12 protein-coding genes and 1 pseudogene are annotated in these 13,381 nt (G+C 59.7%); 7 read left to right on the forward strand and 6 right to left on the reverse strand.

Annotated features, from left to right (window positions below):
- Positions 1-23: 23 nt before the first annotated feature.
- Complete coding sequence (aroQ, locus tag ACM6I0_RS26725; protein WP_414923670.1) at positions 24-464, forward strand: type II 3-dehydroquinate dehydratase; 441 nt, start codon at positions 24-26, stop codon at positions 462-464.
- A 5-nt stretch (positions 465-469) separates the two neighbouring features.
- Entirely contained in the window at positions 470-1,324 is an 855-nt protein-coding gene (locus ACM6I0_RS26730; protein WP_414923671.1) for a shikimate dehydrogenase, read from the forward strand.
- 37 nt (positions 1,325-1,361) lie between these two features.
- Here ACM6I0_RS26730 and ACM6I0_RS26735 read toward each other — a convergent pair whose 3' ends face one another.
- Both ACM6I0_RS26735 and quiC read right to left on the reverse strand, forming a co-directional pair.
- Positions 1,362-2,039: a TetR/AcrR family transcriptional regulator gene (locus ACM6I0_RS26735; RefSeq protein WP_414923672.1), complete on the reverse strand. Its 678-nt coding sequence runs from the start codon at positions 2,037-2,039 to the stop codon at positions 1,362-1,364.
- Positions 2,040-2,141: 102 nt separating this feature from the next.
- Positions 2,142-4,043 (reverse strand): 3-dehydroshikimate dehydratase QuiC, encoded by a 1,902-nt coding sequence (gene quiC / locus ACM6I0_RS26740; RefSeq protein ID WP_414923673.1) that lies wholly within the window; start codon positions 4,041-4,043, stop codon positions 2,142-2,144.
- A 306-nt stretch (positions 4,044-4,349) separates the two neighbouring features.
- Here quiC and ACM6I0_RS26745 point away from each other — a divergent pair, with 306 nt between their 5' ends.
- Positions 4,350-5,651 (forward strand): MFS transporter, encoded by a 1,302-nt coding sequence (locus tag ACM6I0_RS26745; RefSeq protein WP_414923674.1) that lies wholly within the window; start codon positions 4,350-4,352, stop codon positions 5,649-5,651.
- Between the two features lie 53 nt (positions 5,652-5,704).
- Here ACM6I0_RS26745 and ACM6I0_RS26750 read toward each other — a convergent pair whose 3' ends face one another.
- From ACM6I0_RS26750 to ACM6I0_RS26765, 4 genes and pseudogenes are all read right to left on the reverse strand, one after another.
- Complete coding sequence (locus tag ACM6I0_RS26750; protein ID WP_208671350.1) at positions 5,705-6,583, reverse strand: DMT family transporter; 879 nt, start codon at positions 6,581-6,583, stop codon at positions 5,705-5,707.
- 9 nt (positions 6,584-6,592) lie between these two features.
- Positions 6,593-7,435 (reverse strand): sugar phosphate isomerase/epimerase family protein, encoded by an 843-nt coding sequence (locus ACM6I0_RS26755; RefSeq protein ID WP_414923675.1) that lies wholly within the window; start codon positions 7,433-7,435, stop codon positions 6,593-6,595.
- 40 nt (positions 7,436-7,475) lie between these two features.
- Positions 7,476-7,586: pseudogene (locus ACM6I0_RS26760) on the reverse strand (gfo/Idh/MocA family oxidoreductase); the annotation flags it as partial.
- 114 nt (positions 7,587-7,700) lie between these two features.
- The gene (locus ACM6I0_RS26765) at positions 7,701-8,477 is read right to left on the reverse strand and encodes an IclR family transcriptional regulator (RefSeq protein WP_414923676.1); all 777 of its coding nucleotides are present in this window, start codon (positions 8,475-8,477) and stop codon (positions 7,701-7,703) included.
- A 178-nt stretch (positions 8,478-8,655) separates the two neighbouring features.
- Here ACM6I0_RS26765 and ACM6I0_RS26770 point away from each other — a divergent pair, with 178 nt between their 5' ends.
- The 4 genes from ACM6I0_RS26770 to ACM6I0_RS26785 all read left to right on the forward strand — a co-directional run bounded on the left by ACM6I0_RS26770 (position 8,656) and on the right by ACM6I0_RS26785 (position 13,288).
- Positions 8,656-10,404, forward strand: coding sequence for an FAD-dependent oxidoreductase (locus ACM6I0_RS26770; RefSeq protein ID WP_414923677.1), 1,749 nt, complete (start codon positions 8,656-8,658; stop codon positions 10,402-10,404).
- Positions 10,388-11,221, forward strand: coding sequence for an aldo/keto reductase (locus ACM6I0_RS26775; RefSeq protein WP_414923678.1), 834 nt, complete (start codon positions 10,388-10,390; stop codon positions 11,219-11,221). Before ACM6I0_RS26770 ends, ACM6I0_RS26775 begins: the two co-directional genes overlap by 17 nt.
- Positions 11,222-11,434: 213 nt before the next feature.
- Positions 11,435-12,328, forward strand: coding sequence for a neutral zinc metallopeptidase (locus tag ACM6I0_RS26780; RefSeq protein ID WP_414923679.1), 894 nt, complete (start codon positions 11,435-11,437; stop codon positions 12,326-12,328).
- The gene (locus ACM6I0_RS26785) at positions 12,329-13,288 is read left to right on the forward strand and encodes an alpha/beta hydrolase (protein ID WP_414923680.1); all 960 of its coding nucleotides are present in this window, start codon (positions 12,329-12,331) and stop codon (positions 13,286-13,288) included.
- Positions 13,289-13,381 lie beyond the last annotated feature (93 nt).

Genomic DNA, 13,381 nt, shown 5'->3' on the forward strand with positions numbered 1-13,381 from the left:
AAATAATAAGTGGAGAGACCCCGATGTCCCCTATCGTTCTGGTGCTCAACGGCCCGAATCTGAACCTGCTTGGCACCCGCGAACCGGCCACCTACGGCCATGAAACCCTGGCCGATATCTCCGCCTTGTGCGCCCGTTCTGCCGAAGAATTCGGCCTGGCGGTGGAGTTTCGCCAGACCAACCATGAAGGCGAACTGCTTGACTGGATTCACGGCGCTCGCGGTCGCTGCGCCGGGATCGTCATCAATCCGGCGGCCTGGACTCATACCTCGGTCGCGATCCGCGATGCATTGATCGCCAGTGAACTGCCGGTGATCGAAGTCCACTTGTCCAACGTTCACGCCCGCGAACCCTTCCGGCACCACTCCTTCGTCTCCGCCATTGCCACTGCGGTGATGGCCGGTTTCGGCAGCCACGGGTATCGCCTGGCACTGGATTTTCTCAGCCAACGCTTGAAAGGGTGAGCGCCATGACACAAAACACCGTGGTATTGGCCGGCCTGATCGGCGCCGGTATTCAGGCCTCGCGCACCCCTGCGCTGCACGAATTTGAAGGCTATGCGCAAGGCATGCGCTACGTGTATCGCCTGATCGATCTGGACTATTTAAAGCTCGACAGCAGTGCCCTGCCCGACTTGTTGACGGCCGCCGAACGCATGAACTTCACCGGCCTGAATATTACCTTCCCGTGCAAGCAGGCGATCATCCCGCTGCTCGACGAGTTATCGCCGGAAGCCCGTGGCATCGGCGCGGTCAACACGGTGGTGTTCAAAGACGGCAAACGCATCGGCCACAACACCGATTGCCTGGGCTTTGCCGAAGGTTTTCGCCGTGGCCTGAAGGACGTTGCCCGTGAGCGTGTAGTTCAAATGGGCGCCGGTGGCGCAGGCGCAGCCGTGGCCCACGCGCTATTGAGCGAAGGCGTACAGCTTCTGAGCATTTTCGATGTCGAGATCAACCGCGCGCAGGCCCTGGCGGACAATCTCAATCAACATTTCGGCGCGGGCCGGGCGGTGGCTGGCCATGATCTGCCAAGCACGCTGGCCCAGGCCGACGGCTTAGTGAATACCACGCCAATGGGCATGAAAAAACTGCCAGGCATGCCGGTGCCGGTGGAGTTGCTCCGATCTGCGTTGTGGGTGGCGGAAATCGTTTACTTCCCGCTGGAAACCGAACTGCTGCGCAACGCCCGCGCCTTGGGTTGCCGAACGCTGGATGGCGGCAACATGGCAGTGTTTCAGGCGGTGAAAGCGTTTGAACTGTTCAGTGGCGTGGTGCCGGATGCGCAGCGAATGCTGGCGCATTTTCAAAGCATGAATGACTGAAAATCCTCGCGGGCGATCTGGATTGCCCGCGAAGGCATCAGGCTTGCAAATACCGCAGAACCGACTCGCAAATCATCTCCCGATGACGCTGCTTGATGCTCTCGTCAGGCAAGTCGATCTGGAAGATCTCGCCGAAGGTATGGCGGTTCGACACACGATAGAAGCAGAACGAGCTGATCAGCAAATGCACATCCAGCGGCTCCAGCCCGGAACGAAACACACCTTCCTCGGCACCGCGACGCAAAATCTCGCCCAGTGAATCAAGGATGGTGTTGTTCATCGCCTTGATCGCATCGGAACGCTTTACGTATTCGGCGTTGTGAATGTTTTCGATGCTGACGATGCGCACGAAATCGACGTTGCGATCATGGTGATCGAAGGTGAATTCCACCAGCCGCCGAATCGCCTCGACGGGCGCCAGCTCGGTCAGGTGCAGACGGTTTTCAGTGCTGCGGATATCGCCGTAGAGTTTCTCCAGCACCTCAATGTAGAGCTGTTCCTTACTGCCGAAGTAGTAATAGATCATGCGTTTGGAGGTGTGGATGCGCTCGGCAATTGCATCGACGCGGGCCCCGGAAAGCCCTTGCTGAACGAACTCGACAATCGCCTCTTGAAGGATGTTCTCGCGGGTTTTTTCAGGGTTGTTCTTGCGACTCTTGCGCGGCTCGGCAACGGGTTCGTCGGCTGCTGCGGAAAGTTCTGAAATTATCGTCATTGCGGGCTCACGGCCATCACTGCACAGGTGGGCGATTATGGGCCGCGCCGCACAGTGAAGGAAGCCGCGCGGCAACGGTTTGTCTCCGTCTTTACGATTTTCCTACAACTTTGCCTGTCGTACAGCCCCACTTCGTGACTTGGCCATCGCCGCCAGTCGGACCGCGACATTGGCCGCACCGTAACCGGCATAGCCGTTCTTGCGCTGGATGATCTCGAAGAAAAAGCGCCCCTCGAACGGTTCGGTGTAGACGTGGAACAGCTCGCCGCCCTGGGCATCGCGGTCATACAGCACGTTGAAGTAGGCCAGCTCACTGAGAAACTCATCGTCGAAATCAAACCGCGCCGCCAGGTCATCGTAGTAGTTGAGCGGAATATCGAGCAGCGGCACACCCGCTTCTTTCGCACGGCTGACTTCGGCAAAGATGTCATCGCAATCAAACGCAATGTGATGCACACCGGAACCGCGATAACTCGACAACGCGTGTGAGATTGCGGTGTTGCGGTTCTCGGAAATGTTCAGCGGCAAGCGGATCGAACTGTCACGACTGCGCAAGGCACGGCTCTTTACCAGGCCATACGGATCGGGCAGCACCACTTCATCGTCGGCTTCAAAATCCAACAGGCTTTTGTAGAACAGCACCCAACTGTCGAGGCTGTCGGCCGGCAACGCCATGGCCATGTGGTCGATGCGTTTGAGGCCGCCACTGGCCACCGCAGCGGGTTGCAGATTGAAGTCAGTGCCGTAGACATCGGCCTCCTGATCCACCAGATAAATCAGGCTGCCATCCGGCGCACGCACCGCCGCCAGCTCCAGCTCGTTTGGCCCGACCAGTCCGCGATACGGCTGGCCTTTATAGGCCACGGCCCGGGCCAGCGCACTGGCGCTGTCCTTGACCCGCACGGCCGTGGCGCACAGCGATGGACCGTGTGCCTCGAAAAAACTGTGGGCGAAGGAATAAGGTTCGGAGTTGAGGATCAGGTTGATATCGCCCTGACGCAGCAAGCTCACGTTCTTGGAACGATGTTGCCCGGCCTTGACGAAACCCAGCCGCTCCAGCCAATGGGACAGCTTGGCGCCAAGGCTCTCATCCACCGCAAACTCGAGAAATTCGATGCCGTTGTATTCGCTGGCCTTGGGCGTCTCGAACAGAATATCGAGGTGGGTCGCAGGCATGGCTTCCTGCGCCAGGCGCTGGCGGGTTTTCTCTTCGAGGTACAGCAACGAACGCAAACCGTCCGCCGCGTTAGCCCGAGGTGGCGCGGCGCGGAAGCCATCGTTGAAGATTTCCAGCGACAGCGGCCCGGTGTAACCACTCTTGATGATCGGTGCGAGGAACCCCGGCAAATCGAATTCACCCTGGCCCGGGAAGCAGCGGAAATGCCGGCTCCACTCCAGCACGTCCATGGCCAGGATCGGCGCGTCGGCCATTTGCACGAAAAAAATCTTGTCCCCGGGAATCTCGGCAATCGCACTCGGATCACCCTTGAGCGACAACGTGTGAAAACTGTCCAGCAACACCCCAAGGCTTGGGTGATCCGCCTGGCGCACGATGTTCCACACCTGTTGATAAGTGTTCACATGCCGGCCCCAGGCCAGCGCTTCGTAGCCGATTCGCAGGCCTCGGGCGCCCGCGTGTTCGGCCAGCAAGCGCAAGTCATCTATAAGGATTTGCTCATCACCGACGGAGTCGGCAGACGCGTTACTGCACACCAGCACCAGGTCGGTGCCCAGCTCCTGCATCAGGTCGAACTTGCGCTCGGCCCGCTCCAGGTTGCGGTGCAAACGGTCGCGGCGGCAGCCTTCGAAGTCGCGGAACGGTTGAAACAGGGTTATCGCGATCCCGAGATCGGCGCACATCTGTTTGATTTCCCGAGGGCTGCCGTCGTAGTAGAGAAGGTCATTTTCGAAAATCTCCACCCCGTCAAAGCCGGCGGCGGCAATGGCTTCGAGTTTTTCCGGCAGGGTACCGCTCAAGGACACGGTGGCAATGGAACGCTGCATGTTTTCGACTCCCGGTGGAGGCTTCGGCTACAGGGAATTTGCGCCGCTTTTAAAAGAGTGAGCGGATTATTGAGCTGACGGCCTTCTTGAGCAATTCAAAGTGTACTACCCGGTTAGTTTTCCGTTCGATAATCGAACACAATGGCCCTTGGCGAATTGACGATTTTTCGTCCACTGCCCAACATCGACTCCACATTGAGTCCGGTCACCCATCGGTCTCGGTGACCAAAGACCCAGAACACCACATAAAAATAATCGGTGGCCTAAATGACTCCTTCTCAAAGCTCTCCCGTAGAGCGTTCCTCCATGATTTCTGCCACCGGCGGCGTCGGTGCCAAGATCCGCGGTGCCATGGCGGTGGGCAAAACCCGCTGGGGCATGCTGGCGCTGGTATTTTTCGCCACCACGCTCAACTACATCGACCGCGCCGCGCTAGGCGTCATGCAGCCGATCCTCGCCAAGGAAATGAGCTGGACGGCGATGGACTACGCCAACATCAACTTCTGGTTTCAGGTCGGCTACGCCATCGGTTTCGTGCTGCAAGGGCGGTTGATCGATCGGGTCGGCGTCAAGCGCGTGTTCTTCTGCGCGGTGCTGCTCTGGAGCATCGCCACCGGCGCTCACGGCTTGGCCACGTCGGCAGTCGGCTTCATGGTTTGTCGCTTCATTCTCGGTCTGACCGAAGCCGCCAACTACCCGGCCTGCGTGAAAACCACGCGGTTGTGGTTCCCGGCCGGTGAGCGGGCCGTGGCCACCGGCATCTTCAATGCCGGGACCAACGTCGGTGCGATGTTCACGCCGATGCTGTTGCCGCTGATTCTGCACGTGTGGGGCTGGCAAGCCGCGTTCCTGTGCATGTCGGCACTGGGCGGTATCTGGTTGCTGTTCTGGGGCTTGAAGTACTTCAACCCGGAAGATCACCCAAGCGTCAAACAATCGGAACTGGACTACATCCAGAAAGAAGTCGAACCGGAACAGGCCCGCGTGCCGTTCTCGAAAATCCTGCGCATGCGTGGCACCTGGGCCTTCGCCCTGGCTTACTCGATGACCGCGCCGGTGTTCTGGTTCTACCTCTATTGGCTACCACCGTTCCTCAATCAGCAATACAACCTGGGGATCAACGTGACCCAGATGGGTATCCCGCTGATCATCATCTACCTGACGGCAGACTTCGGCAGCGTCGGCGGCGGCATCCTCTCTTCGTTCCTGATCGGTCGCGGGATCAACCCGATCAAGGCGCGCTTGATGTCCATGTTGCTGTTCGCCTGCTGCATCGTCGGCGTGATCATGGCGGCAGGTTCAAGCAGTCTGTGGGTCGCTGTGTTCGCCATCTCCCTGGCCATCGGCGCGCACCAGGCCTGGACTGCGAACATCTGGAGCCTGGTGATGGACTACACGCCCAAACACATGATGAGTACGGTGTTCGGCTTCGGCGGCATGTGCGCGGCCATCGGCGGGATGTTCATGACCCAGTTGGTCGGGCACATTCTGACGGTGACCAACAACAACTACACCGTGCTGTTTACCCTGATTCCGGCGATGTATTTCATCGCGCTGATCTGGATGTACTTCATGGCGCCGCGCAAGATTCCTAGCGTCACCGAGTAACAATCCCCTCCCCCCCGGCAGGCCTGATTCCAGGCCTGCCTTTTTTGTTTCTTCTACCGACGACTCTGTTGCCACGCCGCGGCCAGCCCGCTGCAGCAAATCACCGCGATCCCGACCACGGTGGTCAGGGTCGGCGTGTGGGAAAACAGTAGCCAGCCCAACAACCCGGCAAACACAATCTGGCAGTAGCCAAAGGGCGCGAGCAGCGCAGGGGCCGCGTAGCGAAAAGCCTGAGTCAGAAACAAATGCGCCGTCATCCCGCAGGCGCCCAGCGCCACCATCATGAAGCCATGCCCCAGGGTCGGTACTTGCCAGAAGAACGGCACCAGCGCGCTCATCACCAGGGTGTTGCACAGACCGGCGAAGAAGTTGCTGGTGGTTGGGCTGTCGATGCTGCTGAGCTTGCGGGTGAGCAATTGATAAAAGCAGAAAAACAGCGCCGAGCAGAGCGGCAACAGCACGGCCGGAGTGAACAATTCACCGCCGGGGTGGACGATGATCAACACACCGACAAATCCGCAAATCACCGCGATCCATTGGCCCCGGGTGACACGTTCACCCAGCAGTGGCACCGACAGCGCGGTCACCAGCACCGGCGCAAGAAAGTTGACCGCCGTGGCTTCGGCCAACGGGATGTATTGCAAACCCGTGGTAAAAAACAGGCTGGTGCCCAACAGGCACAACGCTCTCGCCAACTGCAGCAACGGCCGTTTGGTACGCAGGACGCGCAACCCGGATTGCGGCAGGAAGATCCCGGCCATCAGTAACGTGTGAACCACATAACGGGCCCAGACCACCATGACGATCGGGTAAAACCCCGACAGATACTTGGAAAAGGCGTCATGGCTGGAGAAGAGAAAGGTGGCAACAACAATCAGCAAGATCCCCTTGAAGGGTTGGTTAACGCCAGAAAGCGGGGTGCTGACAGTCATGGGCATTCCTTAAGGCTTGAAATCAAAAACATCACGGGCAAGCCGTGCCAACAATTCCCGGGTTTTATCCAGCGCCATCTGCGCTCGCTGTAACCCGCTCACGCCCTGCTCCAGCAACTGCACGGTGGGAATCTCGAGGCTCAGCGCAATATCGCTCGGCAAACATCGCAACAACCCTGCCAGGTCACACTCGCCATCGCCGGGAAAACGCCGCTCGTTACGGGCCTGACGCAAAATTTCCGCCATGTCCGTCGGCCTCGGTCCTGCGACATCACACAACTGTGCATACCGTAACCGCGACGGCGCCACCCTGGCCAGATCTTCCAGCCGTGAAGCTGAACGGTCGAAGTGAAAAGCGTCGACCAACACCGCACCATTTTCGCGGCTCGCATTTTCGACGATGCGCACCGCTTGCTGCAGGTTGCAGGCATCGGTCCACGGCATGAACTCCAGATGCGGATGAAGCCCGTACGGTGCCGCCAGGTCACACAGCCGCGCAAAGTTCTCGGTAAGCCGTTGTTCGTCAGAATCGTTACCGGCCACCAGCAATTCACTGGCACCGAATTCGGCACCGACCGCCAGAATCTTCTCGAAACCGGCGACCACCGTGTCCGGTTTGAGCCGCAGGATTTCAACATCCAGTACCCGCATGCCGGTATCGCGCAGTCGCACCAAGGTCTTGCGCCGCAAGCCGGCATCGGCGACCAACGCAAAGTGATGCTCCTCAGGTGTCGCCGGTTCGAGGCGCAATCCGACATGGCTGTAACCGGCGCGAGCAGCGACTTCGACCATCTGCGGCGGTGACAGCTCCAGTACCGTCAGACTGGCCAGGGAAAAGATCCGTTCACTCATGTTTATTCCCGCATCCGACGGCAGTCGGCGAAAAAACCCACGGATCGACGACGGCGCACGGCTTCACGTGCGTCAGGGATTTGAGAGGGTGGTAATGCTGCCGGCCCATATTGCCAGCGCCGATCAACGCGATACGAAGGGACAAACTCATCGTACGGTCCTCTTGCGATTATTGTTGGAAGGGGTCATTCCAACAATCTAGAACCTGGTTCCAGTTTCTTACACAAGAAAATTGAAAAAGTGTGCGAACAGCGCACACCTTCACTTATATGAACAGTTCTGACGCCAGGCTTGCCGCCGACAGCTCTTCAGTAAATTTCAACAACAGCGGGGCCAATTCATGCAGCCGCGCCCCCGGCATCCGCGCGCTGGGCCCGGCAATACTCAGCACGCCGATCACTCGCCCATCACTCGGATGACGCACCACCGCCGCTATCGCTGAGGTGCCCACCGCCGAACTCTCCTCGACCCAGGCATAACCTTGCTCGCGCGCCAGGCGCAGGCGCTCAAGCAATTCGATATTGGAACGCGGTGCATTCGGCCCCAGTTCCTTGGGGCGCTCTCCACCTTGGCGCTCCACCAATGACAAGGCTTCCGCATCACTCATGCACGCCAGCCACGCATGGCCAGACGCGGTATAGAACAACGGCGCATCGCGGCCCATGTCCGGGTCGTAACGCAGCCCGGACCGAGCGCCTTGCGACTTGGCAATCCAGACCTGCCGCTCACCTTCGATCACACCAAGCCGTACCAACTCGCCAGTCTCCTGAGCCAGGCGATCAAGCACCGGCTGAACGATATCGGCGCCGCTGCTCGACAGGTAACGAAAGCCCATCGCCACCAATTTGGTCGACAAGTGATAGCGCAAAGTCTCCGGGTTCTGGCGCACGTAACCGAGCCGTATCAGCTCGGCGAGCAGGCGGTGGGTCGCGCTTTTGGGGATGTCCAGTTGCTCCGCCAGCGTCTGCATCGGCAGGCCGCGAGGGTCACTGGTGAGGCTTTCCAGCACGCTGAAAACACGTTCGATCTGACTGCCAGCCATGGGGAGTTCCACGCAAATTTTGGCCGATTCTAGAAGACAATCGGTGGAATGCGAAATCTGGAACCCACTGTCCGATAACCGCCCGTTTTGCGCCTCTCGCGGTTGCCGAGCAGGAACCACCTCCTATATTTTCTGGAATCAAATTCCAAAAACATACAAACCGCTGGAGTGCCACACCATGCCTGCCGAACCCCGTTCACTCCCGGACATCGATTGCGATGTGCTGATTGTCGGCTCTGGGGCTGCCGGATTATCGGCAGCCGTCACGGCGGCGTGGCACGGGTTGAAGGTGATCGTGGTCGAGAAAGACCCGGTGTTCGGTGGCGCCACGGCGTGGTCCGGCGGTTGGGCCTGGGTGCCGTGCAATCCTTTGGCGCGACGCGCCGGTATTGTCGAAGATGTCGAGCAACCCCGCACTTACCTGAAACACGAATTGGGCGAGCATTACCAACCGGCAATCATCGACGCATTCCTGGAGGCCGGCCCACGGATGGTGGCGTTCTTCGAGCAACACACCTCACTGCAATTCGCCGACGGCAACGCGATTGCCGACATCCACGGCGACACACCAGGCGCCGGCACCGGCGGGCGATCAGTGATCGCCGCGCCGTATGACGGGCGAAAAGTCGGCAAGCTGCTCAAGCGTCTGCGCCGAACCCTGCGGGAAACGTCGTTCATGGGCATGCCGATCATGGCGGGCGCGGACCTGGCGGCGTTTCTCAATCTGACGCGTTCACTGAAATCCGCCTGGCACGTGACCCGACGCTTTACCCGGCACCTGCTGGACCTCGCCATTCATGGTCGGGCGATGCAATTGGTCAACGGCGTGGCGCTGGTCGCTCGCCTGGCAAAATCCGCCGAAGACCTGGGTGTGTTGCTCTGGGAGTCAGCGCCAGTCACCGAATTGCTGCGCGATAACGAACAGGTCCGAGGCGCGCAGGTCAGCACGGCCAAGGGCAACATCCGCATCCATGCGCGCAAGGCTGTGGTACTGGCCGCCGGTGGTTTTGCCCATGACATCGAACGGCGTAAATCCTTGTTCCCGCGCACCCCGACCGGCCATGAACACTTGGCGCTGCCGCCTCTCGGAGTCTGCGGCGATGGCTTGCGCCTGGGCGAAAGCGTGGGCGCGCTAGTCAACACTGAAATGGCCTGCGCCGTGGCCTGGGCACCGGTTTCGCGGGTGCCTCACAAGGACGGCAGCGTCGGGCACTTCCCGCACATCATCGAGCGTGGCAAGCCGGGAATCATCGGCGTGCTGAGCAACGGCCAGCGGTTCGTCAATGAAGCCAACGGTTACTACGACTACGTCAGCGCCATGGTCAACGCCGCGCCTTCGGGTGAAGAAGTCGCTTCGTGGCTGATCTGCAGCCATGCTTTCCAGCGACGTTATGGCTTGGGGATCTCCCGACCGTTTCCGGTGCCGCTGTCAGGCTTTATCCGCAGCGGTTATCTGAAAACCGGCAACACGCTTGAAGAGTTGGCACGCGCCTGCGGCATCGACCCGAACGGATTACGCCACACTGTGTCGCATTACAACCAGCACGCGCGCAACGGCGAAGACCCGCAGTTCGGTCGCGGTTCGACGCCTTACAACCGCAAACAGGGTGATGCCTTGCAGCACCCCAACCCCTGCGTCGCCCCCATCGAACAGGGGCCGTTTTATGCGGTGAAGGTCCAGCCCGGTTGTTTCGGCACCTTTGCCGGGCTCAAGGTCAACCAACACGCCCAGGTGCTGGGCGAATCGGGTCAGGTCATCCCCGGGCTTTACGCGGCGGGCGGTGACATGGCCAGCATCATGGGTGGGCACTACCCCGCCGGCGGCATCAATCTGGGTCCGGCGCTGACGTTCGGCTACATCGCCGCGCGCCATATCGCCGGGATCACCGCTTACGAACAGGAGATCGATCATGCAGCGAATCGTTAACGCTCAAGGACTGAACATGCCCAAACTCGGTCTCGGCACCTGGCCGATGCTGGGTGAAGAATGCACCCGTGCGGTCGAACAGGCGTTGATCTCAGGCTATCGACACATCGACACTGCGGCGGCCTACAACAATGAAGACGCGGTCGGTCAAGCGTTGGCGAACAGTCCTACGCCTCGCGATCAGATCCACGTCACCACCAAAGTCTGGTGGGACCAACTGCAACCGGACGCCATGCGCCATTCCATGGACCGCAGCCTGAAAGCCTTGCGCAGCGATTACGTCGACCTGTTCATGATCCATTGGCCGACGACCGATTGGGACTTGCCACAGACCATCAAGACCCTGGTGTCGCTCAAGGAACAAGGTCTGGCACGCCACATCGGCGTGGCGAATTTTCCGTTGCCGCTGCTGCGCAAAGTCGTCGAAGAACTGGGCGCGCCGCTGTCCGCCATCCAGGTCGAATACCATGTGTTGCTCGGGCAACATGCGCTCCTGGACTACGCCCGTCGACATGACATGGCGCTGACGGCCTATTCACCCTTGGCCCGCAACAAGGTCTCGGACCTTGCGGCACTCCAGCAGATCGCGGCCAAACACGGGGTGCTGCCGACCCAGGTCGCGCTCAAATGGCTGCTCGACCAAGCCAATGTGGCGGCGATCCCCAAAGCCAGCAGCAAGGCCAATCAACTGACCAACCTTGCATCGCTGCAAGTGAACCTGGACGACGAAGACCGGGCATTGATTGCCGGTCTGTCCAAGCGCGAGCGTCAGGTCAATCCCGATTTCGCGCCGGTGTGGGACGCGTTCGACCAGTAATTTGCGGTACAGGCCGTCGCCTGCTCGATAAAAACCCATCACCTGACGGAATTAGATGGGTTGTCTACGTTCAATACAGACCTGAGAGGTTCCCGGCGACCGCCACTGGTTGCCGGGAATGCTGCCGTGCGCGATAAAAGCCGGACGGCCGGACTGGCGCCGCTCCCACTCACCAGCAACACTCATCCCCACGGACAATCAGAGGATTCCCACATGCTATGGAAAAAAGGCCGACGCAGCGACAACGTGGTCGATGCCCGTGGTGACGATGTCGGTGGTGGCGGCGGTGGGATGCGTTTTGGCGGTGGCAAAGGCCTGAGCCTGACCGCGATCATCCTGATCGTCGGGATCGGCTGGATCACCGGCCAGGACCCGATGCAGATCCTCGGACAACTGACCGGGCAAATGAGCGAGCAATCGGCACCGGCCACCAACCAGACCCGCAAGGCGCCGCCGGCCAATGACGAAGGCGCCGAGTTCGTGCGTTCAATCCTTGGCGACACCGAAGACACCTGGGGCCAGATTTTCCAGCAGGCCGGTCATCAGTACAAAAATCCGACGCTGGTGCTGTTCAGCAACCGCGTCAACTCGGCCTGTGGCCTGGCGACATCGGCCACCGGCCCGTTTTATTGCCCGGCAGACCAGAAGGTCTACCTGGACATGAGTTTCTTCCAGGAAATGTCGCAACGCTTTTCCGCGGCAGGTGATTTCGCGCAGGCTTACGTGATCGCTCACGAAGTCGGACACCATGTTCAGACCTTGCTCGGCGTTTCGGCGAAAATCCAGACAGCCCGTCAGCAAGGCCGGAAGATGGAAGGCGACGGAGGTTTGCTGGTGCGTCAGGAATTGCAGGCCGATTGCCTGGCTGGCGTCTGGGCCAACAATGCACAGAAGCGTCTGAACTGGCTGGAACCGGGTGACATCGAAGAAGCCTTGAATGCGGCCAACGCCATCGGCGACGACCGTTTGCAGCAACAAGGCCAAGGTCGCGTGGTCCCGGACTCCTTTACCCATGGCACGTCGGCGCAAAGGGTGCGCTGGTTTAAAACCGGATTTGCGCAAGGCCAGGTGGGCCAGTGCGATACCTTTGCGGCGAAAAACCTGTAAATGAAAAATTGGCTGTTGATGTTGCTGTTCACCTGCATGTGCACCCAGGCTGCCGAACATGCCGTCAAAGAGATCAGCCCCGGGCGCCTGTTGTTGAAAGAAGGTGAGATGGCGGTGGGCATCAGCCCGGCGCCGACGAAAATCGAACGGGTGCTGATCATCATCCATGGCCGTCTGCGAAACGCCGAAACCTACCGCCAGAGCGCCGAACGCGCGGCGCAGCTGGCCGGGCAAAGTGCCAACACCCTGGTGATTGCCCCGCAGTTTCTCAACGAAACCGACATTGCCCAACATCCGGTGGCGGACACCGTGTTGCGCTGGCAGGGCAATGACTGGATGGCCGGTGGATTATCCACCGCTCCGTTTCGGGTGAGTTCCTATGCGGCGCTGGATCAGATCATCGAGAGAATCAGCGACCGTCGGCAGTTTCCCGACGTGAAGGAAATCATCATCGCCGGTCACTCCGGTGGCGCCCAGGTCGTTCAACGCTATGCGCTGTTGGCTCACGACCTGCCGGCATTGACGGCTGCGGGTGTGAAACTTCGCTATGTGGTCGCCAACCCTTCGTCCTACGCATACTTCAATGAGCAGCGGCCCGTGGCGTTCAATCATGCCGGCTGTCCTGGGTTCAATCGCTGGAAGTATGGACTGACGGATCTGCCCATTTACGCCAGTGGGCAAACGGCTCCGCAGATTGAAGGCAATTACGTCAAACGCGACGTGACTTATCTGCTCGGGCAGCAAGACATCGACCCGCAGCATCCGGCGCTGGACAAAGGCTGCGAGGCCGAAGCCCAAGGCGCTTACCGATTGGTTCGCGGACAGAATTATTTCAACTACCTGCTGCGTCGCAACCCGCAAGGGGTGAATCAGCGACTGATAGAAGTGCCTGGGGTTGGGCATAACGGAGAGGGGATGTTTACGTCGCCGGAGGGGCAAAAGGTTTTGTTTGGGCAGTGAGTTTTGTATTGCCTGATCCGACGCTATCGCGGGCAAGCCCGCTCCCACAGGGTTGTGTGCCGGTCGGATAACTCAGGCATGGCACATAACTGT

Origin of the sequence: Pseudomonas sp. IT-P294 (genome assembly GCF_949767865.1) — a bacterium.
Classification (GTDB): Bacteria; Pseudomonadota; Gammaproteobacteria; order Pseudomonadales; family Pseudomonadaceae; genus Aquipseudomonas.

Bases quoted from the DNA above. Each gene is read 5' to 3' on its own strand.
- ACM6I0_RS26745 (WP_414923674.1), top strand. From the start codon at position 4,350: ATGATTTCTGCCACCGGCGGCGTCGGTGCCAAGATCCGCGGTGCCATG.
- ACM6I0_RS26730 (WP_414923671.1), top strand. From the start codon at position 470: ATGACACAAAACACCGTGGTATTGGCCGGCCTGATCGGCGCCGGTATT.
- ACM6I0_RS26780 (WP_414923679.1), top strand. From the start codon at position 11,435: ATGCTATGGAAAAAAGGCCGACGCAGCGACAACGTGGTCGATGCCCGT.
- ACM6I0_RS26765 (WP_414923676.1), bottom strand. From the start codon at position 8,477: ATGGCTGGCAGTCAGATCGAACGTGTTTTCAGCGTGCTGGAAAGCCTC.
- ACM6I0_RS26770 (WP_414923677.1), top strand. From the start codon at position 8,656: ATGCCTGCCGAACCCCGTTCACTCCCGGACATCGATTGCGATGTGCTG.
- ACM6I0_RS26785 (WP_414923680.1), top strand. From the start codon at position 12,329: ATGAAAAATTGGCTGTTGATGTTGCTGTTCACCTGCATGTGCACCCAG.
- aroQ (WP_414923670.1), top strand. From the start codon at position 24: ATGTCCCCTATCGTTCTGGTGCTCAACGGCCCGAATCTGAACCTGCTT.
- ACM6I0_RS26755 (WP_414923675.1), bottom strand. From the start codon at position 7,435: ATGAGTGAACGGATCTTTTCCCTGGCCAGTCTGACGGTACTGGAGCTG.
- ACM6I0_RS26775 (WP_414923678.1), top strand. From the start codon at position 10,388: ATGCAGCGAATCGTTAACGCTCAAGGACTGAACATGCCCAAACTCGGT.
- ACM6I0_RS26735 (WP_414923672.1), bottom strand. From the start codon at position 2,039: ATGACGATAATTTCAGAACTTTCCGCAGCAGCCGACGAACCCGTTGCC.
- ACM6I0_RS26750 (WP_208671350.1), bottom strand. From the start codon at position 6,583: ATGACTGTCAGCACCCCGCTTTCTGGCGTTAACCAACCCTTCAAGGGG.
- quiC (WP_414923673.1), bottom strand. From the start codon at position 4,043: ATGCAGCGTTCCATTGCCACCGTGTCCTTGAGCGGTACCCTGCCGGAA.